Annotated in this window: 22 protein-coding genes; 9 read left to right on the forward strand and 13 right to left on the reverse strand. The window is 59.9% G+C overall.

The genetic code is table 11. From position 1 onward, the window contains the following. The first annotated feature begins 132 nt into the window (after window positions 1–132). From nirB to cysG, 3 genes are all read left to right on the forward strand, one after another. Window positions 133–2,673 carry a nitrite reductase large subunit NirB gene (gene nirB, locus EKL29_RS11905; protein WP_126689791.1) on the forward strand — a complete coding sequence of 847 codons (2,541 nt, stop codon included), beginning with the start codon at window positions 133–135 and terminating at the stop codon, window positions 2,671–2,673. Then, window positions 2,670–2,996, forward strand: coding sequence for a nitrite reductase small subunit NirD (gene nirD / locus EKL29_RS11910; protein WP_126689792.1), 327 nt, complete (start codon window positions 2,670–2,672; stop codon window positions 2,994–2,996). Before nirB ends, nirD begins: the two co-directional genes overlap by 4 nt. 86 nt (window positions 2,997–3,082) lie before the next feature. After that, window positions 3,083–4,447, forward strand: coding sequence for a siroheme synthase CysG (gene cysG / locus EKL29_RS11915; RefSeq protein ID WP_126689793.1), 1,365 nt, complete (start codon window positions 3,083–3,085; stop codon window positions 4,445–4,447). Between the two features lie 134 nt (window positions 4,448–4,581). Here the strand turns inward: cysG and trpS are convergent, their stop codons facing one another. The 12 genes from trpS to pilM form a co-directional block, all read right to left on the reverse strand. Beyond that, window positions 4,582–5,586, reverse strand: a complete 1,005-nt coding sequence (gene trpS, locus EKL29_RS11920) for a tryptophan--tRNA ligase (RefSeq protein WP_126689794.1) — start codon at window positions 5,584–5,586, stop codon at window positions 4,582–4,584. A gap of 13 nt (window positions 5,587–5,599) precedes the next feature. Beyond that, the gene (locus EKL29_RS11925) at window positions 5,600–6,280 is read right to left on the reverse strand and encodes a phosphoglycolate phosphatase (protein ID WP_126689795.1); all 681 of its coding nucleotides are present in this window, start codon (window positions 6,278–6,280) and stop codon (window positions 5,600–5,602) included. After that, window positions 6,264–6,947, reverse strand: a complete 684-nt coding sequence (rpe, locus tag EKL29_RS11930) for a ribulose-phosphate 3-epimerase (protein ID WP_126689796.1) — start codon at window positions 6,945–6,947, stop codon at window positions 6,264–6,266. The genes EKL29_RS11925 and rpe overlap by 17 nt, the downstream gene beginning before the upstream one ends. Before the next feature lie 66 nt (window positions 6,948–7,013). Beyond that, window positions 7,014–7,826 carry an adenine-specific DNA-methyltransferase gene (gene dam / locus EKL29_RS11935; RefSeq protein WP_120457389.1) on the reverse strand — a complete coding sequence of 271 codons (813 nt, stop codon included), beginning with the start codon at window positions 7,824–7,826 and terminating at the stop codon, window positions 7,014–7,016. 94 nt (window positions 7,827–7,920) lie between these two features. Next, on the reverse strand, window positions 7,921–8,988 hold the full coding sequence (locus tag EKL29_RS11940) for an SPOR domain-containing protein (protein ID WP_126689797.1): 1,068 nt from the start codon (window positions 8,986–8,988) through the stop codon (window positions 7,921–7,923). Between the two features lie 72 nt (window positions 8,989–9,060). Beyond that, window positions 9,061–10,149 carry a 3-dehydroquinate synthase gene (aroB, locus tag EKL29_RS11945; protein ID WP_120457292.1) on the reverse strand — a complete coding sequence of 363 codons (1,089 nt, stop codon included), beginning with the start codon at window positions 10,147–10,149 and terminating at the stop codon, window positions 9,061–9,063. 38 nt (window positions 10,150–10,187) lie between these two features. Beyond that, window positions 10,188–10,709, reverse strand: a complete 522-nt coding sequence (gene aroK, locus EKL29_RS11950; protein WP_033753090.1) for a shikimate kinase AroK — start codon at window positions 10,707–10,709, stop codon at window positions 10,188–10,190. 360 nt (window positions 10,710–11,069) lie between these two features. Continuing rightward, window positions 11,070–12,335, reverse strand: coding sequence for a DNA uptake porin HofQ (gene hofQ / locus EKL29_RS11955; RefSeq protein ID WP_126689798.1), 1,266 nt, complete (start codon window positions 12,333–12,335; stop codon window positions 11,070–11,072). Then, window positions 12,274–12,660 carry a HofP DNA utilization family protein gene (locus EKL29_RS11960; RefSeq protein WP_126689799.1) on the reverse strand — a complete coding sequence of 129 codons (387 nt, stop codon included), beginning with the start codon at window positions 12,658–12,660 and terminating at the stop codon, window positions 12,274–12,276. The genes hofQ and EKL29_RS11960 overlap by 62 nt, the downstream gene beginning before the upstream one ends. Further along, entirely contained in the window at window positions 12,650–13,141 is a 492-nt protein-coding gene (locus EKL29_RS23105) for a hypothetical protein (RefSeq protein ID WP_158618932.1), read from the reverse strand. Before EKL29_RS23105 ends, EKL29_RS11960 begins: the two co-directional genes overlap by 11 nt. Continuing rightward, on the reverse strand, window positions 13,134–13,676 hold the full coding sequence (locus EKL29_RS11975; RefSeq protein WP_126689801.1) for a PilN domain-containing protein: 543 nt from the start codon (window positions 13,674–13,676) through the stop codon (window positions 13,134–13,136). Before EKL29_RS11975 ends, EKL29_RS23105 begins: the two co-directional genes overlap by 8 nt. Further along, window positions 13,676–14,491, reverse strand: coding sequence for a pilus assembly protein PilM (gene pilM, locus EKL29_RS11980; RefSeq protein WP_126689802.1), 816 nt, complete (start codon window positions 14,489–14,491; stop codon window positions 13,676–13,678). Before pilM ends, EKL29_RS11975 begins: the two co-directional genes overlap by 1 nt. Before the next feature lie 117 nt (window positions 14,492–14,608). Here pilM and mrcA point away from each other — a divergent pair, with 117 nt between their 5' ends. Continuing rightward, entirely contained in the window at window positions 14,609–17,158 is a 2,550-nt protein-coding gene (mrcA, locus tag EKL29_RS11985) for a peptidoglycan glycosyltransferase/peptidoglycan DD-transpeptidase MrcA (RefSeq protein ID WP_126689803.1), read from the forward strand. Window positions 17,159–17,298: 140 nt separating this feature from the next. Here mrcA and nudE read toward each other — a convergent pair whose 3' ends face one another. Beyond that, window positions 17,299–17,865, reverse strand: coding sequence for an ADP compounds hydrolase NudE (nudE, locus tag EKL29_RS11990; protein WP_120457277.1), 567 nt, complete (start codon window positions 17,863–17,865; stop codon window positions 17,299–17,301). A 392-nt stretch (window positions 17,866–18,257) separates the two neighbouring features. Here nudE and EKL29_RS11995 point away from each other — a divergent pair, with 392 nt between their 5' ends. From EKL29_RS11995 to pckA, 5 genes are all read left to right on the forward strand, one after another. Then, window positions 18,258–20,393, forward strand: coding sequence for an intracellular growth attenuator family protein (locus EKL29_RS11995; protein ID WP_120457275.1), 2,136 nt, complete (start codon window positions 18,258–18,260; stop codon window positions 20,391–20,393). A gap of 106 nt (window positions 20,394–20,499) precedes the next feature. Beyond that, window positions 20,500–21,162, forward strand: a complete 663-nt coding sequence (yrfG, locus tag EKL29_RS12000) for a GMP/IMP nucleotidase (RefSeq protein ID WP_120457272.1) — start codon at window positions 20,500–20,502, stop codon at window positions 21,160–21,162. 12 nt (window positions 21,163–21,174) lie between these two features. Continuing rightward, window positions 21,175–21,582: a ribosome-associated heat shock protein Hsp15 gene (gene hslR / locus EKL29_RS12005; protein ID WP_126689804.1), complete on the forward strand. Its 408-nt coding sequence runs from the start codon at window positions 21,175–21,177 to the stop codon at window positions 21,580–21,582. A 19-nt stretch (window positions 21,583–21,601) separates the two neighbouring features. After that, complete coding sequence (hslO, locus tag EKL29_RS12010; protein WP_120457268.1) at window positions 21,602–22,474, forward strand: Hsp33 family molecular chaperone HslO; 873 nt, start codon at window positions 21,602–21,604, stop codon at window positions 22,472–22,474. A gap of 280 nt (window positions 22,475–22,754) precedes the next feature. After that, window positions 22,755–24,374, forward strand: a complete 1,620-nt coding sequence (gene pckA, locus EKL29_RS12015) for a phosphoenolpyruvate carboxykinase (ATP) (protein WP_120457267.1) — start codon at window positions 22,755–22,757, stop codon at window positions 24,372–24,374. Window positions 24,375–24,378: the final 4 nt, after the last annotated feature.

Genomic DNA, 24,378 nt, shown 5'->3' on the forward strand with positions numbered 1-24,378 from the left:
AACTTACGAAAAATGATTCAGAAACAGCTACATACCTCAAAATAGGTATACGGAAAGGCACTTGATATATATCAATATGAGCTAAAAACGGCGCGCTATTGTAGCCTCAATTCCCGCAATTTTGAGGCAAGTATGAGCAAGCACAATGTCGTCGTTATCGGTAACGGCATGGTGGGGCATCGCTTTATTGAAGAACTGATCGACAAAGCCGAACCCGGCCAGTTCGCGTTAACCGTGTTCTGTGAAGAACCCCGCGTCGCCTATGACCGCGTCCACCTTTCCGCCTACTTCTCTCACCATACCGCCGAAGAACTCTCCCTGGTTCGCGAAGGCTACTATGAAAAACATCAGGTCAATCTGCTGCTGGGCGAACGCGCCATCACCATCAACCGTGAAGAGAAACTGATCCACTCCAATACCGGCCGCGCCGTCCGTTACGATACGCTGATCTTCGCCACGGGTTCCTGGCCCTGGATCCCGCCGATCAAAGGCTCGGAAGGCGCAGACTGCTTCGTCTATCGCACCATTGAAGATCTCAACGCCATTGAAGCCTGCGCGCGCCGCAGCAAACGCGGCGCGGTAATCGGCGGCGGCCTGCTCGGTCTGGAAGCCGCAGGCGCGTTGAAAAACTTAGGCATCGAAACGCACGTGATTGAATTCGCGCCGGTACTGATGGCCGAACAGCTCGACGTTCAGGGCGGCGAGCAGCTGCGTCGTAAAATCGAAGAGATGGGCGTGCAGGTGCACACCAGCAAAAACACCCAGCAGATCGTGCATCATGCGGCGGGTGGCAAAACCCTGCAGTTTGCCGATGGCAGCGCGCTGGACGTCGACTTTATTGTCTTTTCCACCGGCATTCGTCCTCAGGACAAACTGGCGAAACAGTGCGGCCTGGCGATCGGCCAGCGCGGCGGCATCGCCGTAGACGACCGCTGCCGCACCAGCGATCCGGCAATTTATGCCATCGGCGAGTGCGCCGCATGGCAGAACCGCGTATTTGGTCTGGTCGCGCCGGGATATAAAATGGCGCAGGTGGCGAGCGATGCCTTAACCGGCCGCGACAGCACCTTCCAGGGCGCTGACATGAGCGCCAAGCTCAAGCTGCTCGGCGTCGATGTCGGCGGCATCGGTGATGCCCACGGCCGTACGCCAGGGGCGCGCAGCTACGTCTGGCTGGATGAGAGCCGGTCGATCTACAAACGCCTGATCGTCAGCGAAGAGGGCAAAACCCTGCTCGGCGCAGTGCTGGTAGGCGATACCAGCGACTACGGCAATCTGCTGCAGTTCGTTCTTAACGCCATTCCGCTGCCGGAAAATCCGGAAGGTCTGATCCTGCCCGTTGGCAGTGGTGAAAAGCCGGTTATGGGCGTCGATTCGCTGCCGGACAGCGCGCAGATCTGCTCCTGCTTCGACGTCAGCAAAGGCGACATCATCAAAGCGGTTCAGGGCGGTTGCCACACCGTGGCGGCGCTGAAGAGCGAAACGCGCGCGGGAACCGGCTGCGGCGGCTGCATTCCGCTGCTGACGCAGGTGCTGAACGCCGAGCTTAGCCGTCAGGGCATTGAGGTCAATAACCACCTTTGCGCCCATTTCCCCTACTCCCGTCAGGAGCTTTATCACCTGATTCGCGTCGAGGAGATTAAAAGCTTCGACGCGCTGCTGGCAAAATATGGCGAAGGCTACGGCTGCGAAGTCTGCAAACCCACGGTAGCTTCGCTGCTGGCCTCCTGCTGGAACGACTTTGTGCTTACGCCGCAGCATACACCGCTACAGGACAGCAACGATCTCTTCCTCGGCAATATCCAGAAAGATGGCACCTATTCCGTTATTCCACGTTCGCCCGGCGGCGAAATCACGCCGCAGGGCCTCAAAGTGATTGGCGATGTCGCTGAGCGCTACAGCCTTTACACCAAAATCACCGGCTCGCAGCGCATCGGCCTGTTCGGCGCGCAGAAAGACGATCTGCCCGCCATCTGGTCGCAGCTTATCGCCGCAGGCTTTGAAACCGGTCAGGCCTACGCTAAAGCACTGCGCATGGCGAAAACCTGCGTCGGCAGCGCCTGGTGTCGTTACGGCGTCGGCGACAGCCTCGGCTTCGGCATCGCGCTGGAAAATCGCTATAAAGGTATCCGCACGCCGCATAAAATGAAGTTCGGCGTCTCAGGCTGCACGCGCGAATGCGCCGAGGCGCAGGGCAAAGACGTCGGCATTATCGCCACGGAAAAAGGCTGGAACCTCTACGTATGCGGCAACGGCGGCATGAAGCCGCGCCACGCCGATCTGCTGGCGGCCGATCTCGACGGCGACACGCTGATCGCTTATCTGGATCGCTTTATGATGTTCTACATCCGCACCGGGGACAGGCTGCAGCGCACCTCGCTGTGGCTGGAGAGCCTTGAGGGCGGCATCGACTATCTGCGCAGCGTGATTATCGACGACAAACTGGGCATTAACAGCAGGCTGGAGGCGGAGCTGAGCGAGCTGCGCGCCCGCGCCCGCTGCGAGTGGAAAGAAGCAGTGGAAGATCCCGCCCAGCAGGCGCGTTTCGCCCACTTTATCAACGCGCCGCTGCGCGATCCCAACGTGCAGATGGTCGCCGAGCGCAGCCAGCATCGCCCGGCGCGGCCGGAAGAGCGCATTGCCGTTACCCTGATTGAGGAGAGCGAAGTATGAGCCAGTGGACGCCCGTCTGCGATCTGGAGCAAATCCTGCCCGCCACCGGCGTATGCGCGCTGGTGAATAACCAGCAGATCGCTATTTTCCGCCCGCGCCAGGATAGTGAGCTGTTCGCCATCAGCAATATCGATCCCTTTGCGCAGGCCAGCGTGCTGTCGCGCGGCATAATCGCCGAGCATGAAGAGAGCCTCTGGGTAGCCAGCCCGCTGAAGAAGCAGCGTTTTCGCCTCAGCGACGGCTACTGTATGGAGGATGCGTCGCGCTCTGTCGCCGCTTTTCCGGTACGGGTAACCGCAGGCAAAGTCGAAGTGTGCGCCTGAACCGACCTCTCTCCTGATGCTATGCTACGCTGCCGACGCCCTGCGCGCCGGCAGCCCGCCTTCCTCTCTCGCTTTCAGGACGCTCTATGGACTACTTTCCCCTTTTTTGCCGCCTGCAGGGCAAACGCTGTTTACTGGTGGGCGGTGGCGAAGTCGCTGAGCGCAAAGCGCGCCTGCTGCTCTCTGCCGGCGCCGATCTGCACGTCGGCGCGCTGCATTTCTCCTCTGCGTTCCGTCAGTGGGCCGACAGCGGCGAGATAACGCCGATCTCAGGCGCATTTAACGACGCATGGCTGGACGGGTGCTGGCTGGTAGTCGCCGCCACCGATGACGATGCGGTGAATCAGCAGGTGGCGCAGGCCGCCGAAGCGCGTCGCATCTTCTGCAATCTGGTGGATGCGCCGGAACAGGCCAGCGCCATTATGCCGTCAATCATTGATCGTTCGCCGCTGATGGTGGCGGTCTCTTCCGGCGGGCGCGCCCCGGTGCTGGCCCGCCTGCTGCGTGAAAAAATCGAGGCGCTGCTGCCGCAGCATCTCGGTCAGCTGGCGTCGCTGGCAGGCACGCTGCGCGCGCGCGTCAGACAACGTTTCGCCTCTATGGCGCAGCGCCGCTATTTCTGGGAGCGTTTCTTTACCAGCGACAGGCTGGCGCAGACGCTGGCTAACGGCGACGGCGCGCGCGCGGCGCAGATGGTCGATTCCCTCTTCAGCGACGCGCTGCCCGCGCAGGGCGAAGTGACGCTTGTGGGCGCCGGGCCAGGCGACGCCGGGCTGCTAACGCTGAAAGGGCTACAGCAGATCCAGCAGGCTGATGTGATTGTGTATGACCGGCTGGTTTCAGAGGAGATCCTTAACCTGGTGCGTCGCGATGCGGAGCGGATTTTCGTCGGCAAGCGTGCCGGACATCACTGCGTGCCCCAGGCGCAGATTAACCAGCTGCTGCTGGAACAGGCGCAGCGCGGCAAGCGCGTCGTGCGGCTGAAAGGCGGCGATCCCTTTATTTTCGGACGCGGCGGCGAGGAGCTGGAGATCCTGGCGCAGCATCAGATACCGTTCAGCGTGGTGCCGGGCGTGACGGCGGCGTCAGGCTGCTCGGCCTACAGCGGCATTCCGCTGACTCACCGCGATCATGCGCAGAGCGTACGGCTGGTGACTGGCCATCTGCAGCAGGAAAACGCACTGGAGTGGGAAAAACTGGCTGCCGAGCAGCAGACGCTGGTGTTTTATATGGGGCTGACGCAGGCGCCGCATATTCAGCAGCAGCTAATGCGTCACGGTATGCGCGCGGATATGCCGGTAGCGCTGGTGGAAAACGGCACCAGCACGCGACAGCGCGTAGTGACTGGCACGCTGGAGCGGCTCAGCGACCTGGCGCAACAGGTTGAGAGCCCGTCGTTGATTATTATCGGCAGCGTGGTTTCGCTACGCGATCGGCTGCGCTGGTTTTAAGCGGAAGAGATAAGAACGGCGGCCGATAACCGCCGTATCGAGAAGATTTGTGCAGGATACTGACGCAGGTGAGAGGGTTTGTCCTGCGTTCTGAAAGGGCGGCGTAATTGCCGTCCTTTTATTTTTTCAGGGCCTCAGGGCGCGGCAACAAAGCCGATCGCTTCGTAGACCTTCTTCAGCATCTCCTGCGCACGCGCACGCGCTTTCTGCGCGCCGTCGCGCATCACTTGCTCCAGGAAGGCTTCATCGTTGCGGTAGCGGTTGTAACGCTCCTGCAGCTCAGAGAGCATACCGGATACCGCATCCGCCACGGCGCCCTTCAGGTGGCCATACATCTTGCCTTCAAACTCCGCTTCCAGCTCGGCAATGGTTTTGCCGGTCACGCCCGACAGGATATCCAGCAGGTTCGACACCCCAGCCTTCTCCTTGACATCGTAACGCACCACTGGCGGCTCTTCGGAGTCGGTAACGGCGCGTTTGATCTTCTTGACGACCGATTTCGGATCTTCCAGCAGGCCGATAACGTTATTGCGGTTATCGTCCGATTTGGACATCTTACGGGTCGGCTCCAGCAGCGACATCACGCGCGCGCCAGATTTCGGGATAAAAGGCTCAGGGACACGGAAAATATCGCCATAGATGGCGTTAAAACGCTGTGCGATATCGCGGCTCAGCTCAAGGTGCTGCTTCTGGTCTTCGCCTACCGGCACCTGATTGGTCTGGTAAAGCAGGATATCCGCCGCCATAAGCACCGGATAATCAAACAGACCCGCGTTAATGTTCTCTTCGTAGCGAGCCGATTTATCCTTGAACTGAGTCATGCGGCTCAGCTCGCCGAAATAGGCGTAACAGTTCAGCACCCAGCTCAGCTGAGCATGTTCCGGTACGTGCGACTGCACGAAAATGGTGCTCTTGCTGGGATCGATGCCGCAGGCGAGATAGAGCGCCAGCGTATCCAGCGTCGCCTTGCGCAGCGCGATCGGATCCTGACGAACGGTGATGGCGTGCAAATCGACGATGCAGTAAATGCAGTGGAAATCGTCCTGCATCTGCACCCACTGACGCAGCGCACCCATATAGTTGCCAATGGTAAGTTCGCCGGACGGCTGTGCGCCGCTGAAAACAATGGGTTTGCTCATACTTGTGTCCTGATTAGTGCAGCCCGAGAAGGGGCAAAAGTTCATCAAAAGAGTCGAGAGTCAAGTCAGGGTTGCTGCCGGAAATCGGCTCGCCGTAGTTATAGCCATAGGTCATGGCGACGTTCGGCACCCCAGCGGCCTGGGCCGCCTGAATATCGTTGCGTGAATCGCCGACGAACAAAAGCTGATTCGGCAGTACGCCGAAGCGGCCCAGCACCAGAAAAATCGCGGCGGGGTGCGGTTTCTTTACGATCACGTCATCGCCGCCAATGATCAGCGTAAAGGCTTCGGCGATGCCCAGCGACGCCAGCAGCGGCGCGACGAAAGGCGTCGGTTTATTGGTGACGATCGCCATCGGCAAGCCTTTGGCATGCAGCGCCAGCAGCGTCTCTCTCACCTGCGGAAAGAGCGTGCTGCCCGCTTCCACCGTACTGGCGTAATGTTTGTCGAACAGCGCGCGCGCGTCGCGCTGCTCATCGGGCTGCGGCGCGCGGCCCAGCGCCCAGGTCAGCGCGCGCGACATCATCACATCCGCGCCGTTGCCGATCCAGGTAGAGGCGCGCTCTACGCCCGCGGGCGGCAGCTGTAAATCCGCCAGCGTGTGGTCGATAGCCTGCGCCAGCCCTGGCGCGCTGTGCACCAGCGTACCGTCAAGATCGAACGCCAGCGCGCGGATATCAGTGAAATGAGCCATTAACCTTCTCCAGTTCGTGACGCATTTCATCAATCACTTTCTTGTAGTCGGGATGGCCGAAGATCGCCGAACCGGCAACGAACATATCCGCACCTGCCGCGGCGATCTGCGCGATGTTGTCAATTTTTACGCCGCCGTCCACTTCCAGGCGAATATTGTAGCCGCCGTGATCGATACGCCTGCGCGCTTCACGCAGCTTATCCAGCGTACCGGGAATAAAGGACTGGCCGCCGAAGCCAGGATTGACCGACATAATCAGGATCACGTCGAGCTTATCCATCACGTAATCGAGGTAGCTCAGCGGCGTCGCGGGGTTAAATACCATGCCCGCTTTGCAGCCGTGCTCTTTAATCAGCTGCAGCGTGCGGTCAACGTGCTCGCTCGCTTCGGGATGAAAGGTGATATAGCTGGCGCCTGCTTTGGCGAACTCCGGGATCAGCGCATCGACCGGCTTAACCATCAGATGCACGTCTATCGGCGCGGTAATGCCGTAGTCGCGCAGCGCTTTCAGCACCATCGGCCCCATCGTCAGATTGGGAACATAGTGGTTGTCCATCACGTCGAAATGCACCACGTCGCCGCCAGCGGCTAACGCTTTTGCGGTATCTTCACCAAGGCGGGCAAAATCCGCCGAGAGGATTGAAGGGGCCAGCAAATATTGTTTCATCCGATTCTCCCAATGTTGTGCGCCAGCCTTGCGGCTGACGTAATGCCTGGTCGCGGACGAAACAGACTAGCAGTAAAGTGCCAGCAGTTCGTCGACCTGTGTGCGACCCGTTATGCTCCGACTGATAGAACGCCGTGCTTTAACCACATGTAAGACTGCATCCTGATACCAGAGACGCGTCAGCGCGGTATCGTGATTAGAGATCAGAACCGGTATGCGGCTCTCCAGCGCCAGCCGCGACGCCAGCTCCGCAAGATGCTGCTGCTCCCGCAGGCTAAAGCTGTTGGTGTGGTAGGCCGTAAAATTGGCCGTTGCCGACAGCGGCGCATAGGGCGGATCGCAATAGACCACCGAACCCGCCTGCGCGTTAGTCAGGGTAACATCGTACGATTCGCAGACAAAGGTCGCCTTTTGCGCTCGCTCAGCAAACCATAGCAGTTCAGCCTCAGGAAAATAGGGCTTGCGGTAGCGGCCGAAGGGCACGTTGAACTCGCCGCGCAGATTATAGCGGCATAAGCCGTTGTAACCGTGGCGGTTAAGATAGAGAAACAGCAGCGCACGCTCATAGGCGTCGCTGCTGGCGTTAAAGGCGGTGCGGCGCAGGTAATAGCACTCCGACGTATTGCCTTCCGGCGAGAAGAGCCGACGCGCATCCTCAATAAATACCGCGCTGCGGTCTTTAACAATGTTATAGAGATTAATCAGGTCGCTGTTGATATCCGCCAGATGGTAGCGCTCATAGTCGGTGTTGAGAAACACCGAACCCGCGCCGACAAATGGCTCAATCAGGCAGTCGCCTTGCGGCAGATGGCGACGGATATCCTCCATCAGAGGGTATTTGCCTCCTGCCCATTTCAGGAAAGCGCGATTTTTCTTCATGCTGTCGTGGTTATACATCTTATTGTGGAGCTGTGGCGGACCGACAGCAGAACGGCGCTTATCAACGGGGCCGGATTAACCGGCCCCACATGGTTTACTGGCTGGCTTCTTTTTTAACCTGACTCACGGGCTTCACCCAGGGATTTTGCGCGCGTACTTCTGCGGGCAGCGAGGCGACGGCACGTCGGGCGTCCGCCGAGGTCGCGTAAGATCCGCTCACCAGCACGTACCACGGCTGGCCGTTGCGGATGGTTTTGTAGACGTGATAGCCGCTGAGATTTTGTTTCTTCGCCCAGGCGTTCAGGCTTTCTGCACGCGAGGCACCGCTCAGCTGCAGCGTATAGTTGCCGCCCGGCACCGACTTGCCTGCTGCGCTGCTACTGGCTGTCGCACTGCTGCTGGATGCCGCGCCGTTACCGCTTGTCGTGCCGCCAAGGGCAGGACGCGCTGGCGTGGTATGGGTGCGGCTTTCGCTGACCGCTGGGCGGCTGGCTGCGGCGGATTTATGCGCCGGTTCGCGTGACGCATGCGGCTGCGCAGCGGGGCGTGGCGTGGTCGAACGCGTCGCCGCAGGCGCGCTAATGCTGTTGCCAGCGCTACCGCTGACGGTCGCCGGCGCAGTCGGCAGCGAGCTGCCGCCCTGTGCGGCGTTATCAACCTGCTGCTGCTGATTGCTCAGCGCGCTGTTGAGATCGCCAGGCAAAGTGACGCGCTGCTGACTGGCGGGCGCCTCCACCGGCGCTGCCTGCGTCGGCGTAGAGGAGACCGGCGGCATAGAGACGTCGCGCGGCGCGCTGCCACTGGCTGGCGCACTGCCATCGACCGGCGCGTTGCCTGCGGCTGCGCCTTCCGTCGGCGCCGTCTGCCCGCCGCTCATGGTGGTCGAGCCGGAAAGATCGATGCTCTTTTCGCCGCCGTTGCCGCCGGAGGAAGCCGGTGCGTTCTTCGCGCCGTTGCCTGCCGCCGGTTTGCTCTCATCGGGGCCTTTCAGCGCCGATCCAATGCCAAGCACCAGCAGCAACAGCACCAGAATGCCGATGCCCATCATCATATGCTGGCGCGAAACCGGTACTTTAGGTGCAGAAGCCGTCTTACGCGGGCGCGAGGGACGGCGGTCGCTGGCGTCAGGTTTTAACTCGTCTTCCGGTTTAAACTCATCCATTTTGCCTCCTCCGTAAAGCGGCATTCGGCCATGCGCACCCCGCGCGCCGCGTCACCACTTAACTGCTTATATTCAGGGTTTCTGACAGTCGTTAATTGCAGCCAGCACCATATCATGCGCCACGCCGCCGCGCACTTCGGAGCGGCCTAACGCCAGCGGCAGCACCAGCCGCAGCTCGCCACCCAGCACCTTTTTGTCGCGCAGCATATGCGGCAGATAATCTTCCGCCTTCATGCTCTCCGGGCCGTGCACCGGCAGACCGGCGCGCTGCAACAGCGCGATGATACGCTGCGTGTCGGCCTCGCTGAACTGACCCAGACGCTGCGCCGTGCGCGCCGCCATGACCATCCCCGCCGCGACGGCTTCGCCGTGTAGCCAGTTGCCGTAGCCCATATGCGCCTCGATGGCGTGGCCGAAGGTGTGCCCCAGGTTCAGCAGCGCGCGCTGGCCATGCTCATGCTCATCCGCCGCGACGACCTCTGCCTTAAGCTCGCAGCAGCGGCGAATGCACCAGGCTGTCGCCTGTTCATCCAGCGCCAGCAGTGCATCGAGGTTTTGCTCCAGCCAGCTAAAGAAATCGCCGTCCAGAATAATGCCGTATTTGATCACTTCCGCCAGGCCTGAAGCCAGCTCGCGCGGCGGCAGCGTGCGCAGACAGTCAGTATCGATCACTACCGATGCGGGCTGGTAGAAGGCGCCGATCATGTTTTTGCCTAACGGGTGGTTAACGGCCGTTTTGCCGCCGACCGATGAATCGACCTGCGACAGCAGCGTGGTGGGTACCTGAATAAAGCGCACGCCGCGCTGATAGCTGGCGGCCGCAAAGCCGGTAAGATCGCCGATCACGCCGCCGCCCAGCGCAATAAGCGTGGTGTCGCGGCCGTGCGGCTTTTGTAGTAACGCGGTAAAGACCTCATCCATCACAGCCAGCGTTTTGTACTGCTCGCCGTCGGGTAGAATCACCTGATCCACTTTGACGCCCGCAGCCGTCAGCAGCGCCGAGAGCTTTTCAAGATAGAGCGGCTCCAGCGTCTGGTTGGTGACCAGCATCGCGTTATCACCCGCTTTCAGCGGCCAAAAAGAAGCCGGATCCTTGAACAGTCCGGCGGCAATGGTGATGGGATAGCTACGCTCTCCCAGTGAGACGGTGATCTTCTCCATGATGCTCGATACCTGTTACTGAGCCTTTCGGCATTAGATCAGTTTTTTTCCAACATGTGGATAATCTGGTTGGCCACCACTTTCGCACTTTGATCGTCAGTACGAATGGTGACATCCGCGATCTCTTCATAGAGCGGGTTGCGCTCGCCCGCCAGCGCTTCAAGCACTTCACGCGGCGGTGAATCAACCTGCAGCAGCGGGCGCTTTTTATCGCGCTGCGTGCGTGCCAGCTGTTTCTCAATGGTGGTTTCAAGATACACCACGACACCGCGGGCGGAGAGACGATTGCGTGTTTCCCGAGATTTGACGGAACCGCCGCCGGTCGCCAGGACAATGCCCTGCTTCTCGGTCAGCTCGTTAATGATTTTTTCTTCGCGGTCACGAAATCCAGCTTCGCCCTCGACGTCAAATACCCAGCCCACATCCGCTCCGGTACGTCGCTCAATTTCCTGATCGGAATCGAAAAATTCCATATTGAGTTGCTGAGCTAACTGACGACCAATAGTGCTTTTGCCGGCACCCATCGGCCCAACCAGAAAGATATTGCGTTTCTCTGCCATTTTGTCGGTATTACTAAGAATTCGTTGATGATACCCCGCGTTCAGCGATATCGCTGGCGGGACAGGAACTGAGACCTCATGAGCGTTAGCAAGAGTCAGACGAAAAATTATCTCAACACTCAAGGGCGTTTGGCAACCGAATAAATCGCGCCCGGCATTCCCCTTGCGGGACCGGTGTGCAATATGCGAAACGATGCGCATTAGCGCTGCGCTTTTTACGCGCCGCCTTCAGGAGAGATATCTGACCCTGACGGATACGCGCCGTCGGGACGGTTACAGCGTTCTAAAAATCGCTAAACCTTGTATGCTAATTCCAGTCCTGCGTCAACGCAGTTGGCACTACGGAGCGCATTTTCCGGTTTATCCGGCCGTAAGCGCTGCTTCCCTGACCAATCGCGGCGTAATGAAGATTACCAGCTCGCGTTTTTTATTTTCCGCGGTCTGATGACGAAACAGCGCCCCCAGCAGCGGGATATTGCCCAGCACCGGCACGCGATTTTCGCCCCGGCTTCGCTGCTGCTGAAAAATACCGCCCAGCGCCAGGGTTTCGCCATCTTTCAGGGTGACCTGCGTTTCGATCTCCTGCTTATCAATGGAGAGTATGCTGCTGTCGCCGTTCTGAATCGCACGGCCCGGCACGTTCTGGCTGATACGGATTTTCAGGTGGATGCGCCCGTTGCCCAGCACATCAGGCGTGACCTCCATGCCCAGCACCGCCTCTTTAAATTCAATAGTAGTCGCGCCGCTGTTGCCTGCCGAAACTTCATACGGAATTTCGCTGCCCTGCTTGATCATCGCCTTCTGCTGGTGCGAGGTGAACAGACGCGGACTGGCGATAATATCAACCTGGTTTTCCTGCTCCAGCGCACTTAGCTCCAGATCGAGCAGCCGACCGCCGACCCGCGCCAGCGTGACGCCCGCCGTTATTCCCGGCGAGCTCGCCGCCAGTGGAATCGCCAGTCGTGGATTACGCAACGCGTCGGTCACCGCGTCCGCGCTGGCAGACAGGTTCCAGTTAACGCCGAGTTCGCGCAGCGTCTCCTCGCTGATGGTGACGATATGCGCCGCCAGCTCGACCTGCTCAAGCGGCACATCAAGCGCCTGCAGCCAGCGTTCGGCATCCCTGAGCGCCGAGGGCGTATCGCGCAGCAGCAAGGCGTTAGCGCGCGCATCCAGGGTCACGCTGCCGCGCGGCGTCAGCAGCGTCTGCCGCTCCCCCTGCAGGCTGCGATAGACCTCCGCCGCGTTAGCGTAGTGCAGCGTCACGGCGCGCAGCTCCAGCGGCGGCGGCGTGCTGGCCGCCAGCTCTTGCTGTTGTTGCTGTTGCCAGCTGTCGGGATAGACCAGCAGCACGTTCTCCTCTTCCACTACCGTGAGCGCCGCCAGCCGCGTCACCAGCGACAGCGCCTGCTTCCAGGGCACGTCATCAAGCCGCAGCGAGAGGCTTCCCTCCACGCCAGGAGCGATTAACAGGTTAAGGTGCTGATAATCCGCCAGCGCCTGCAGAATCCGGGCTACCGGCGCATCATCGAAATTGAGGCTGAGCCGCTGGCCGTTATCGTCGTCATTCGCCAGCGTCGGCGCCAGCCAGAGGCTCGCCAGCAGAAAGAGGGTTATCCTGAGCATAAGCGCTTCCTTTCAGGGAGAAAGTGATCATCTGCGGCGAGCAGCCGCTGCCTGTTGTTAGCGTCAGGCTGCGAGGCGCGATGGCGCTCACTCGCCAGCCCGACAGCGGAAGGGGATCCGCCGGGGCGATCTTAACGATGGTGCCCTGGGGAGAAACCAGCCAGGCGCGCAGGGCAGCCGCTCGTCCCAGCACGCCCTGCAGTCGCCAGCCGGTCAGGGCGGTCGGCGCGACGCACAGGCTGCTCGCCAGCGGCTGAAACGGGTCGCGCGGCGCGGCATACAGACTGGCTGCGCTCAGCCAGAGGAGCAGCCATTTAGCGCGCATCGTCGCTCTCCAGCCAGAGCCTCGCCCGTACTTTTCCCTGGTGCGCCTCAAGCAAGAAGCGCGCAGGGAAAGGAACCTCTGTACTTGCCAGATCGGCGAACAACGGCTGAAACTGCTCCCACGCCAGCAGCAGCGTTACGCTGCGCGGCTCCGACTCAGGCTGCCACGCCTCCAGCTGGCTGCCGCGCGCCGCCAGCAGCGTTTCAAGCGGCACGGCACGGGGGGCGTCAGAGTGGTCTGCGATATCGGTCAGCTGCGCCCGTAGCAACGCCTCCGCAGGCAGCGCGCTAAGCTGCGCCAGCTGCTGCTGATATGACTGTTCAAGCCTTGCGATGTCGACGCGCAGCTCCTGCTGCGCCAGCCGCTGCGGCCGCACAAGCAGCAGCCACAACACCAGCGTCGCCAGGACAAAGCACGCCGTCGCCATAGCGATCTGTCCGCGCAGCGGCAGACGCAGCCAGCGCTCCAGCACGCTATTCATCGCCGGACTCCTCAAGCCGGGCGCGCAGCGCAAAACGATAGTAACCGTCCGGCTGACGCGCTACATCGCCCTGCTTGACCGCCGCAAACAGCGTCTGTTCGCCGAGCCGTCGACGCAGTTCGTCTATCGCCCCCATATCCAGCGAGCGCCCTTCTACGCTCAGCCGTGCCGGCTCTTTTTCCACGCGCTCCAGCCAGAGCTGGTCAGGCAGCAGCGTCGGCAGCGCCTGCCAGAAATGATGCCACCGCATCAGTTCCGCAGCGTGGTGCTGCGCGTTGCGCCACTGCGTCTGCTGCATAGCCAGCTGCTGCTGCAGATCGCGACGCTGGCTGAGCTGCCGGGCAATCGTCGTCAGCGCATCGTGCGCGTCGTTCTGCGCGCTCCTTAACTGCTGGCTGATGCGGTTGAGATGCCAGAGCTGTAAGACTGCGGCCAGCATCAGCAACAGCAATAGCATCGCGCCAACGCCCAGGGCGGCGCGGCGCTGACGTCGCAGACGCGCATGCCGCCACGGCAGCAAATTCACCGCAATCATCAGCAGTCCTCCGGGCGCAGTGCCAGACCAGCGGCGATACAGAACGCCGCTTCCTGCTGCGGCAGCGGCGGCTGCTGATACGTAAACAGCCTGAACGGCGAGAAAGGAGAAAATGCAGCGGGCAGAACGACATCGGAGGGCGCGCAGCCGTACAGCATGCTGGCGTGAGGAAAGGAGCGCTGCGCGACGTCTTCTGCGGTTATGTCCAGACTGGCGCTGCCGACGACGCTCTCGCCGGCGCGGCTATACCAGAGCCATTGGGCGTCGTGACAGAGCAGCAGTGCGGCATCGTCGGCCAGCCCAGCGGCCTGCGCCGCCAGGGCCAGAGCATGCGTCGTCAGCTCAAAAACCCGGGGCCGCAGCGCGCTCTGCTGCAGCGGCGCCAGCCACTGCGCGATCACCGCCTGCCGCGCGGCCGTTATGTAAAGCTGGCGATCCGCTTCGCTGGCGCGGTAATCCAGCGCCAGCGCTTCCGGTTCGACAGGAAAGAGACGCTGCGCCGCCGACGTCACGTAACGTTCCAGCGCAGGCTCTTGCAGACGCTGCGTCGGCAGAGCCAGCGACCGTTGCAGTACCAGCTGCGTCGGCAGCCCAACGCGCAGCGAATAGCGCTGCGGCAGCTGCTGTTGCAACATGCGCAGCGCCGCCTGCAATTCAGGCGAAGATTGCAGCACGCCGTTTCTTAACGTATCTTGCGGCAGCCCTTGCTGCCACCAGCGGCACAGTTGCCAGCCGCCGCGCCGGCGCTGTATAGCGAGAGCGCAGAGCTGCGTATTCTGAATATCCAGTCCGACTTGCCATGTCTGAAAAGCCATGCGCGCGATCTCCTTATCTACAGGGGTAAAAGGACATATCAAAGCGTCTGGCTTGCCTTTATACTACCGCGCGGTTGTTTATAAACTGCTCAAACGACAACAGATGGGAAACTCCAGGTGAAGTTCGTAAAGTATTTATTAATCCTTGCAGTGTGTTGCATCTTGCTGGGAGCTGGCTCGATTTATGGTCTGTACAAATATATAGAGCCGCAGCTGCCCGACGTTAACACGCTGAAAGATGTGCGCCTGCAGACGCCCATGCAGGTGTACAGCGCGGATGGCGAGCTGATCGCCCAGTACGGAGAAAAACGCCGTATTCCGCTGACGCTGCAGCAGATGCCGCCAGAGCTGATCAAAGCGTTTATCGCAACGGAAGACAGCCGTTTCTATGAGCATCACGGCGTAGATCCGGTCGGTATTTTCCGTGCGGCCAGTATCGCGCTGATGTCCGGCCACGCGTCGCAGGGCGCGAGCACCATTACGCAGCAGCTGGCGCGTAACTTCTTCCTCAGCCCGGAACGCACGCTGATGCGTAAAATCAAGGAGGCGTTTCTCGCCATCCGCATTGAGCAGCTGCTGAATAAAGATGAGATCCTTGAGCTCTATCTGAACAAGATCTACCTCGGCTACCGCGCCTATGGCGTCGGCGCTGCTGCGCAGGTCTATTTCGGCAAACCGGTAGACCAGCTTTCGCTGAGCGAAATGGCGATGATTGCGGGCCTGCCGAAGGCGCCTTCGACCTTTAACCCGCTCTACTCCCACAGCCGCGCGCTGGCGCGTCGCAATGTGGTGCTCTCGCGTATGCTGGATCAGCGCTATATCACCCAGCAGCAGTACGATGAAGCGCGCAATACGCCGCTTGAAGCGAGCTATCACGGACCGGAAATCGCCTTTTCTTCGCCCTATCTGAGCGAGATGGTGCGTCAGGAGATGGTGAAACGCTACGGCGACGGCGCTTACAACGACGGTTATAAGGTCTATACCACTGTGACCCGTCGCCTGCAGCAGGCGGCGCAGGAGGCGGTGCGCAATAACGTGCTGGCCTATGATATGCGTCACGGCTACCGTGGGCCGACCAGCGTGTTCTGGAAAGTAGGCGAACCCGCCTGGAGCCAGGAGCAGATCCTGAAAGCGCTGAAGCCGCTGCCGGTTTACGGCCCGCTGTTGCCTGCCGTGGTAACACAGGCCAGCAGCGACGAAGCGACCGCGATGCTGAAAGATGGCACCAGCGTCTCGCTGGGCCTCGCCGGCGTGCGCTGGGCGCGCGCGTTCAAGTCCGATACCGTACAAGGTCCGACGCCGCGGAGCGTGACCCAGGTCGTACAGCCGGGCCAGCAGATTTGGGTGCGTAAAGTCGATAACAACTGGTGGCTGGCGCAGGTGCCGGACGTCAACTCCGCGCTGGTGTCGCTCGATCCGCAAACCGGTGCGGTACGCGCGCTGGTCGGCGGATTCGACTTCAATCAAAGCATGTTCAACCGCGCCACCCAGGCGCTGCGTCAGGTCGGCTCCAATATCAAGCCGTTCCTCTATACCGCAGCGATGGACCGCGGCCTGACGCTCGCTTCCATTCTGAACGACGTACCGATTTCGCGCTGGGATGCCGGCGCGGGTGCCGACTGGCGACCGAAAAACTCGCCGCCCACCTATGATGGCCCGATTCGTCTGCGTCAGGGGTTAGGTCAGTCGAAAAACGTTGTGATGGTGCGCGCCATGCGCGCGATGGGTGTCGATTACGCGGCGGAATATCTGCAGCGCTTCGGCTTCCCGGCGCAGAATATCGTTCATACCGAATCGCTGGCGCTGGGCGCGGCTTCTTTTACGCCGATGCAGGTGGTTCGCGGCTACTCGGTAATGGCGAACGGCGGCTTCCTGGTCGATCCTTACTTCATCAGCAAGATTGAGAACGAGCAAGGCGGAACGGTTTTCGAAGCGAAACCGCGCATCGCCTGCCCGCAGTGCAATTTACCGGTGATTTACGGCGAAACGCGTAAAGCGCTGGCGCTTAACGAAGAGAGCGTCGAGAACGTTGCGACGTCCGATCAAAGCCAGAACCAGACTGCGCCGCAGCCTGCGCTGGAGCAGGTTCCCGTTCAGTCGCAGCCGGGCGAACAGCAGTATGCGCCGCATGTGATCAATACGCCGCTGTCGTTCCTGATCAAAAGCGCGCTTAACTCCAATATCTTTGGCGAACCGGGCTGGATGGGCACCGGCTGGCGCGCGTCGCGCGACCTGAAACGCAACGATATTGGCGGTAAAACGGGTACCACCAACAGCTCGAAGGATGCCTGGTTCTCGGGTTACGGCCCTGGCGTAGTGACCTCGGTATGGATTGGCTTTGACGATGCGCGCCGCGACTTAGGCCGCAGCACGCTCTCAGGCGCGATTCCGAACCAGATTTCCGGTTACGAAGGCGGCGCGAAAAGCGCGCAGCCCGCGTGGGATGATTATATGAAGAGCGCGCTGGACGGCGTGCCGGAGCAGCCTCTGACGCCGCCGGACGGCATTGTTACGGTCACTATCGACCGCAGCACCGGTAAGCTGGCTAACGGCGGCGGCAATACGCGTCAGGAATATTTCATCAATGGCACGCAGCCAACGGAATATTCAGTGCATGACGTCGGCACCACCATTATGGATAACGGTGAGAGCCACGAACTGTTCTAAATAGGGGTGAACCCAGCAAAAAGGCCGACAGTGATGTCGGCCTTTTTTGTTTACTGCCAGTGTGCCAGCGCGGGTGAGCGTTATCAGCTCTCTGTAAGGCTAAAAAAGTCGGTCTTCTTATTCAGTCGCTACCCTGACCGTTAGTAGCGCAGCCTTCCCTGCCGCACCAGCCATTCCCGCACCAGGAACAGCGCGCTGACGTTGCGTGCCTCGCGGAAATCGGGCTCCTGCAGCAGCGCCAGCAGGTTATCCAGCGGCCAGCGATGCTCAATCAGCGGCTCAGGCTCATCGCCCTCCAGCCGTTCAGGATAGAGCCCTTCCGCCACGACGATATTCATCTTGCTGGAGAAGTAAGAGGGTGCCATCGTCAGCTTGCTGAGAAACTCCAGCTTCTCCGCGCCGAAGCCCACTTCCTCTTTCAGCTCGCGGTTGGCCGCTTCGAACACCGTTTCGCCCGGATCGATCAATCCTTTGGGAAAACCCAGCTCATAGGTTTCCAGTCCAACCGCGTACTCCTGAATCAGCACGACCTGGTCGTCGATAATCGGGACAATCATTACCGCCTCGCGCTCGGACGGTTTCATTCGCTCATACACGCGTCGCGCGCCGTTGCTAAAAGCGAGATCGACCGACTCAACGGTGAAGAGCCGCGAACGCGCCACGGTTTCCACATTGAGAATGTCGGGTTTTTTTAACGGATTCTTCATATCAGCCTCAGACTTTCAACGCCGTGCGATGCCGGGAAAAAATTAGCTTACCTGACCACAGGCGATTGTGCGACAGCGAGTTTAGCCACTCAGCCCGACGCTGCGCCGTATCAGGGGCTCACGGGCGTTGTTGCGCCAGTTAACGCTTTTGCAATAAGTCAACGTCAGAGGGTAAAATTCAGAAAAGACCGATGTTTAATTCAGGTTCTGACGGTTAACATTCGGACAAGGCATGCTGCATTAACTTCTAATTTAATGATTTTGCGCGTTATTTCCTCTGGCATTTAGCTTGTCAGAATAGTTTATTCCCGCCAAAATTGTCTTAAATAACAGTTCTATCTGGGAGCATTAGTCCAACGTGAAGGCAGGATTTTGGCTGAATTGAGCAACCCATGAGCACAATCCTTTTTGTCCTGGTCATAGTGCTGGTCTGCTCAGGTTTGGCAGGTATCGGCTTTTGGTACGCTATGCGGCATCGTCCGCCGTTGGCGAAACCACTGCCATTTATCAGTCCGCCCTGCCGCAAACTCACCGACGATGAACGTCGTGCGGTCGAAAAATACGTCGCCTCGCTTGCGAAGCAGTCGCGTCCCGCTGTACCCGGTGAAAAACATCCTCTTTTCGACAACCTGACGCTTACCGCCCAGAGCAACAACGTCTACCCCGTTACGCGCGCCATCACTCGCTATGGCCTCTCAACCGACGACCCGCACAAGTGGCGCTACTATCTTGACGAAGTGGAAGTGCATCTGCCGCCGCACTGGGAACAATATATTACCGATGAGAACTACGTTGAGCTGATCCGCACCCAGACGATTCCGCTGGTGATCTCGCTGAACGGCCACTCGCTGGTAAATTATGGCAGCGATCAGCCATCGCTGCCGGCGCTGGTGCGTCCAGGCTCGACCAACGCCTCCATACGCAAAGAAGAGAGTGAAAACGTCGAGCTGCTGCAGGTGCGCAAAGAGACGCTGGAAGAGTATCAGCTGACGCGCCCGGACGGCACGCGCGAAGCGGTGACCATTACCTTCGCCTTTTTACTCTTTTTCATCAGCCTGCTGGTGCCCGCGGCTCTGATGGGCTGGCTGGTGCTGCTGGGATGCGCCATGATCGGCGCCAGCGTCTGGTCGCTGTTCCATATTCCCGCCCAGAAGCGCATGCGCGATATTCACTGTCTGCGCGGCGCGCCCAAACGCTGGGGCCTGTTCGGCGAGTCGAATCAGGAGCAGAGCAACATCACGCTGGGCATTATCGATCTCGCCTACCCGCCGCACTGGCTGCCCTATGTCGCCCACGATCTGGGGCAGACAACGGATGTCGAAATCTACCTGAACCGCCATGTGGTGCGTCAGGGCCGCTTTTTATCGCTTCAGGACGAAGTACGTAACTTCCCTATCCAGCGCTGGCGCAAAAACGTAGTGCTGGCCTGCGGCTCGTTGCTGGTAATGGCGCTGCTGGTGAGCTGGATCCCGCTCAGTATGCCGATCAAACTCAGCCTGGCCTGGATAAAGGGCACGGAGAGCCTGGAAGTGAACAACGTAGATAAGCTGGCGGCGCAGTCGCTGCACGTTGGCGATATTTTAAAAGTTAACGGCACCGGCATGTGTTCCGTCCCCGATAACTATCAGAGTAACCGCAGCTACGCTTATATGCCGTTTGACTGTTCGGCGGTCTACTGGAACAACGCCTCTCCGTTGCCGCAGCCCCAGTCCGACATTATCGATAAAGCCTCGGCGCTGCTGGATGCCACCACGCGGCAGCTTCATCCGGAAACTAACACCGATCCCAAACTCAACCCGCAGCTCGCGTCGGCGATTCAAAAGTCGGGCATGATCCTGCTGGACGACTTTGCCGACCTGGTGCTGAAAACGCAGGATCTCTGTAGCCAACAGCAGGATTGCGTGCGGCTGAAGAACGCGCTGGTGAATCTCGGCAACGCCAAAGACTGGGATACGCTGGTGCGTCGCGCCGACTCCGGCCAGCTGAACGGCATGAACGTGCTGCTGCGCCCGGTGAGCGCCGAAGCGCTGGAAAACCTGGTTAATACCGCCACCTCCAGCTTCTTTTTCCGCGAGACGCGCCGCGCCGCCGAAAACCTTAACAGCCCGCCGCCGGGCGGATTCCTGATCGTCAGCGACGAGGGCCGCCAGCTGGTTAATCAGCCGCAGCCTACGGTGTCGCTGTTCGATCTGGACGCGCCGTCGCAGTGGCGCGAGCTGCAGCGTCTCTCCGGCATGCTGCTGCATACTTCATTCAGCGCCAGCGGCATTATCACCAGCCTGTCGGTAGACGCCAACGGCACGCGTCATATCGCGCTGCACAACGAACCGGATGCGATGGCGATGTGGCGCTATCTCGGCACGACGCTGCTGCTGGTGGTATTGCTGGCCTGCGCGGTGATTAACGCGCTGCTCTCTCTGCGCCGCATCCACCGCAACCGTCAGCGCATGGCGAATATCCAGCAATATTACGACAAGTGCTTTAATCACAATCTCACGACCATGCAGAGCGTGCGCTCGATGTTCTGACGCATCAGAACCCGAGCGGCGCTGCGGCTATCCCCGCGCCGCCCTGCCCTCTCCCGCCCCATTCTGTGCTACCCTGTCGCCCTCTTTTGACCGGAGAACCTGCCTGATGACGCTGAACTGGGCGCAAATCGATACCGTACTGCTGGATATGGACGGCACGCTGCTGGACCTGGCGTTTGACCGTCATTTTTGGCTGGAGCATGTGCCGCTAACCCTGAGCGAAACGCGCGGCATTACACTTGCGGAAGCGGAGTCGCTGATCGCCGGAAAGTACCAGGCGGTGGCGCATACGCTAAACTGGTATTGTCTGGACTACTGGGCAGCAGAGCTGGCGCTGGATATTCGCGCCATGACGTTTGCCAAACGTAGCCTGGCGACGATGCGGGAAGATACCGTGCCGTTTTTGCAGGCGCTACGTCGGGCAGGAAAACGCACCATTCTGCTGACCAACGCCCATCCATACAATCTGGATATCAAACTGGCGCAGACCGGCCTTGCGCCGCACCTTGATTTATTACTTTCCACCCATACCTTTGGGTATCCGAAAGAGGACCCGCGCTTGTGGCAGGCGGTGGAGCAGCATACCGGATTTGATCGTCCGCGAACGCTGTTTATTGATGACAACGAGACCATTCTCGACGCGGCGAAAAGCTGGGGCATCGGCTGGTGTTTAGGCGTCAGCAACCCCGACTCCGGGCGTCCCGATCAGGTCTTCCAGCGTCACGCGGCGGTCCGCGATTATCGCACCCTGTGCAGCGCGCTGGCGTAAACGGGAGCAGCAATGAAAGAGAAAAGCAGCGAAGGCGTGCGCCTCGACAAATGGCTCTGGGCGGCGCGCTTCTACAAAACGCGCTCGCTGGCACGCGAGATGATCGAAGGCGGCAAAGTCCACTATAACGGTCAGCGCAGCAAGCCGAGCAAGCTGGTTGAGCTGGACGCGGAGCTGACGCTGCGCCAGGGCAACGACGAGCGCACCGTGATCGTCACCGCGCTGAGCGACAAGCGCGGTCCGGCGGAAGTGGCGCAGCAGCTCTACAGCGAAACCGCAGCCAGCATTGAGAAACGGGAAAAGGTGGCGCTGGCGCGCAAGATGAACGCGCTCACCATGCCGCATCCCGATCGCCGCCCCGATAAAAAAGAGCGCCGCGATTTGATGAAATTTAAATTAACGGGCGACGACCAGGCTTAGCCCCAACGAGAGAAAATTTATGTCTGTACAAGATCAACTGCATCGTTACCTGTTTGAGAATGTGGCCGTGCGCGGCGAGCTGGTGAATGTCAGCCACACCTGGCAGGAAATCATCAAAAACCATGACTATCCGGCACCGGTGCAGACGCTGCTGGGCGAACTGCTGGTGGCGACCAGCCTGTTGACCGCCACGCTGAAATTCGACGGCGACATCACGGTGCAGCTGCAGGGCGATGGTCCGCTGTCGCTGGCGGTCATCAACGGCAATAATCGCCAGGAACTGCGCGGCGTCGCGCGCGTGAAGGGCGATATCCCGGCGGACAGCACCCTGAAAAGCATGGTCGGTACCGGTTATCTGGCGATCACCATTTCGCCTGAGAAAGGCGAGCGTTATCAGGGCGTCGTCGGCCTGGAAGGGGATACGCTGGCCGCCTGCCTGGAAGACTATTTCATGCGTTCTGAACAGCTGCCGACCCGCCTGTTTATTCGCACTAATGAAAAAGGGGCGGCGGGCATTCTGCTGCAGGTCCTGCCGGCGCAGGATACCCAGACCGAAGACTTCAACCACCTGGCGACGCTGACCGAAACCGTGAAGAGCGAAGAGCTGATCGATCTGCCGGCGACCGACGTCCTGTGGCGCCTCTATCATCAGGAAGAAGCGACCGTTTTCGATCCGCAGCCGGTGAGCTTTAAGTGCACCTGTTCGCGCGAGCGCTGCGGCGAAGTGCTGAAAACCCTGCCTCAGCATGAAGTTGACGAGATTATCGAAGAGGATGGTCAGGTCGATATGCACTGCGACTACTGCGGCACGCACTACGTCTACGACGCGGTCGATATCGCGGCGATCCGTAAAGGCGGCGCGGAAGGCGAAAACAGCGACAGCATCCACTGATTTATCTCTGGGCGGCTTTGCCGCCCTTTTTCCTCCCCGCTATATCCCCTTAATTTACAAAGTAAAATAAGCTTTTCACGCTAACTTTACTTTCAAAAGCGGTTGTTTTTGCTGCTTAACGCGCCCTGGTTCGCATTTCTGATGGACAACGCTTTTCCCACAGGCTCAGAAGAGTACACTGCGCGCGATCGTGCATCCGCCCAGCAACACGCGGAGAGGATGGCACGACACCAATAATTATTCGCCTGTGCAGTACCAAAACGATTTAAGGAGCAGTCACATGCGCGTTACCGGCCTGACCTCGCAAGATCTTGCCGCTTTGGGCATCGAGGGCACCACCGAAGTGGTCCACAACCCCGATTTCGATACGCTGTTTACCGAAGAACTCCGTCCCGAGCTGGAAGGTTATGCGCGCGGCACCCTGACGCAAAGCGGCGCAGTGGCGGTCGATACCGGCATTTTTACCGGCCGCTCGCCAAAGGATAAATATATCGTCCGTGACGACACCACCCGCGACACGCTGTGGTGGAACGATCAAGGAACAGGCAAAAACGACAACCAGCCGCTGTCGCAGGAAACCTGGCAGCAGCTGAAAGCCTGCGTAACCGAACAGCTCTCCGGTAAACGTCTGTTCGTTATCGACGCCTTCTGCGGTGCCAACCCCGATTCGCGCCTCAGCGTGCGCTTCGTGACCGAAGTGGCCTGGCAGGCGCACTTCGTCAAAAACATGTTTATTCAGCCGAGCGAAAGCGAGCTGGCGGACTTTAAACCCGATTTCGTGGTGCTGAACGGGGCGAAATGCACTAACCCTAACTGGCAGGCGCAGGGGCTGCACTCAGAAAACTTCGTGGCGTTCAACCTTACCGAAGGGATGCAGCTGATCGGCGGCACCTGGTACGGCGGCGAGATGAAGAAAGGGCTGTTTGCGGTGATGAACTACCTGCTGCCGCTGCGCGGCATCGCCTCTATGCACTGCTCGGCTAACGTCGGCAAAGCGGGCGACGTGGCGGTGTTCTTCGGCCTCTCCGGCACCGGCAAAACCACCCTCTCCACCGATCCGGAACGTCAGCTGATCGGCGACGACGAGCATGGCTGGGATGACGACGGCGTGTTCAACTTCGAAGGCGGCTGCTACGCCAAGACCATCAAGCTTTCCGAACAGGCCGAGCCGGAAATCTACCGCGCCATCCGTCGTAATGCGCTGCTGGAGAACGTCGTGGTGCGCGAAGATGGCAGCGTCGATTATGACGACGACAGCAAAACGGAAAACACCCGCGTCTCCTATCCTATCGACCATATCGACAATATCGTGCGTCCGGTCTCGAAAGCGGGCCACGCGAAGAAAGTGATCTTCCTGACCGCCGACGCCTTCGGCGTATTGCCGCCGGTGTCGCGCCTGACTCCTGAGCAGACGCAGTACCACTTCCTTTCCGGCTTCACCGCCAAGCTGGCTGGCACCGAGCGCGGCGTCACCGCGCCGACGCCTACCTTCTCCGCCTGTTTCGGCGCGGCGTTCCTGACGCTCCACCCAACCCAGTATGCGGAAGTGCTGGTGAAGCGCATGCAGGCGGCAGGCGCGCAGGCTTATCTGGTCAATACCGGCTGGAACGGCAGCGGCAAACGTATTTCGCTGAAGGATACGCGCGCCATTATCAACGCGATTTTGGCTGGCGAGCTGGATGATGCCGAAACCGAGACGCTGCCGGTGTTCAACCTGCAGGTGCCGAAAGCGCTGGGTCAGCTCGACGCCGCGACGCTCGATCCGCGTAGCAGCTGGGAGAGTGACGAGAAGTGGCTGGAAGCGGCGCGCGATCTGGCGCAGCGCTTTATCACTAACTTCGAGAAATATACCGATAACGCGGCGGGCGCCGCGCTGGTTAAAGCAGGTCCGGTGCTGTAACTCT

Origin of the sequence: Pantoea sp. YU22 (assembly GCF_003970755.1) — a bacterium.
Lineage (GTDB): Bacteria > Pseudomonadota > Gammaproteobacteria > Enterobacterales > Enterobacteriaceae > Pantoea > Pantoea piersonii.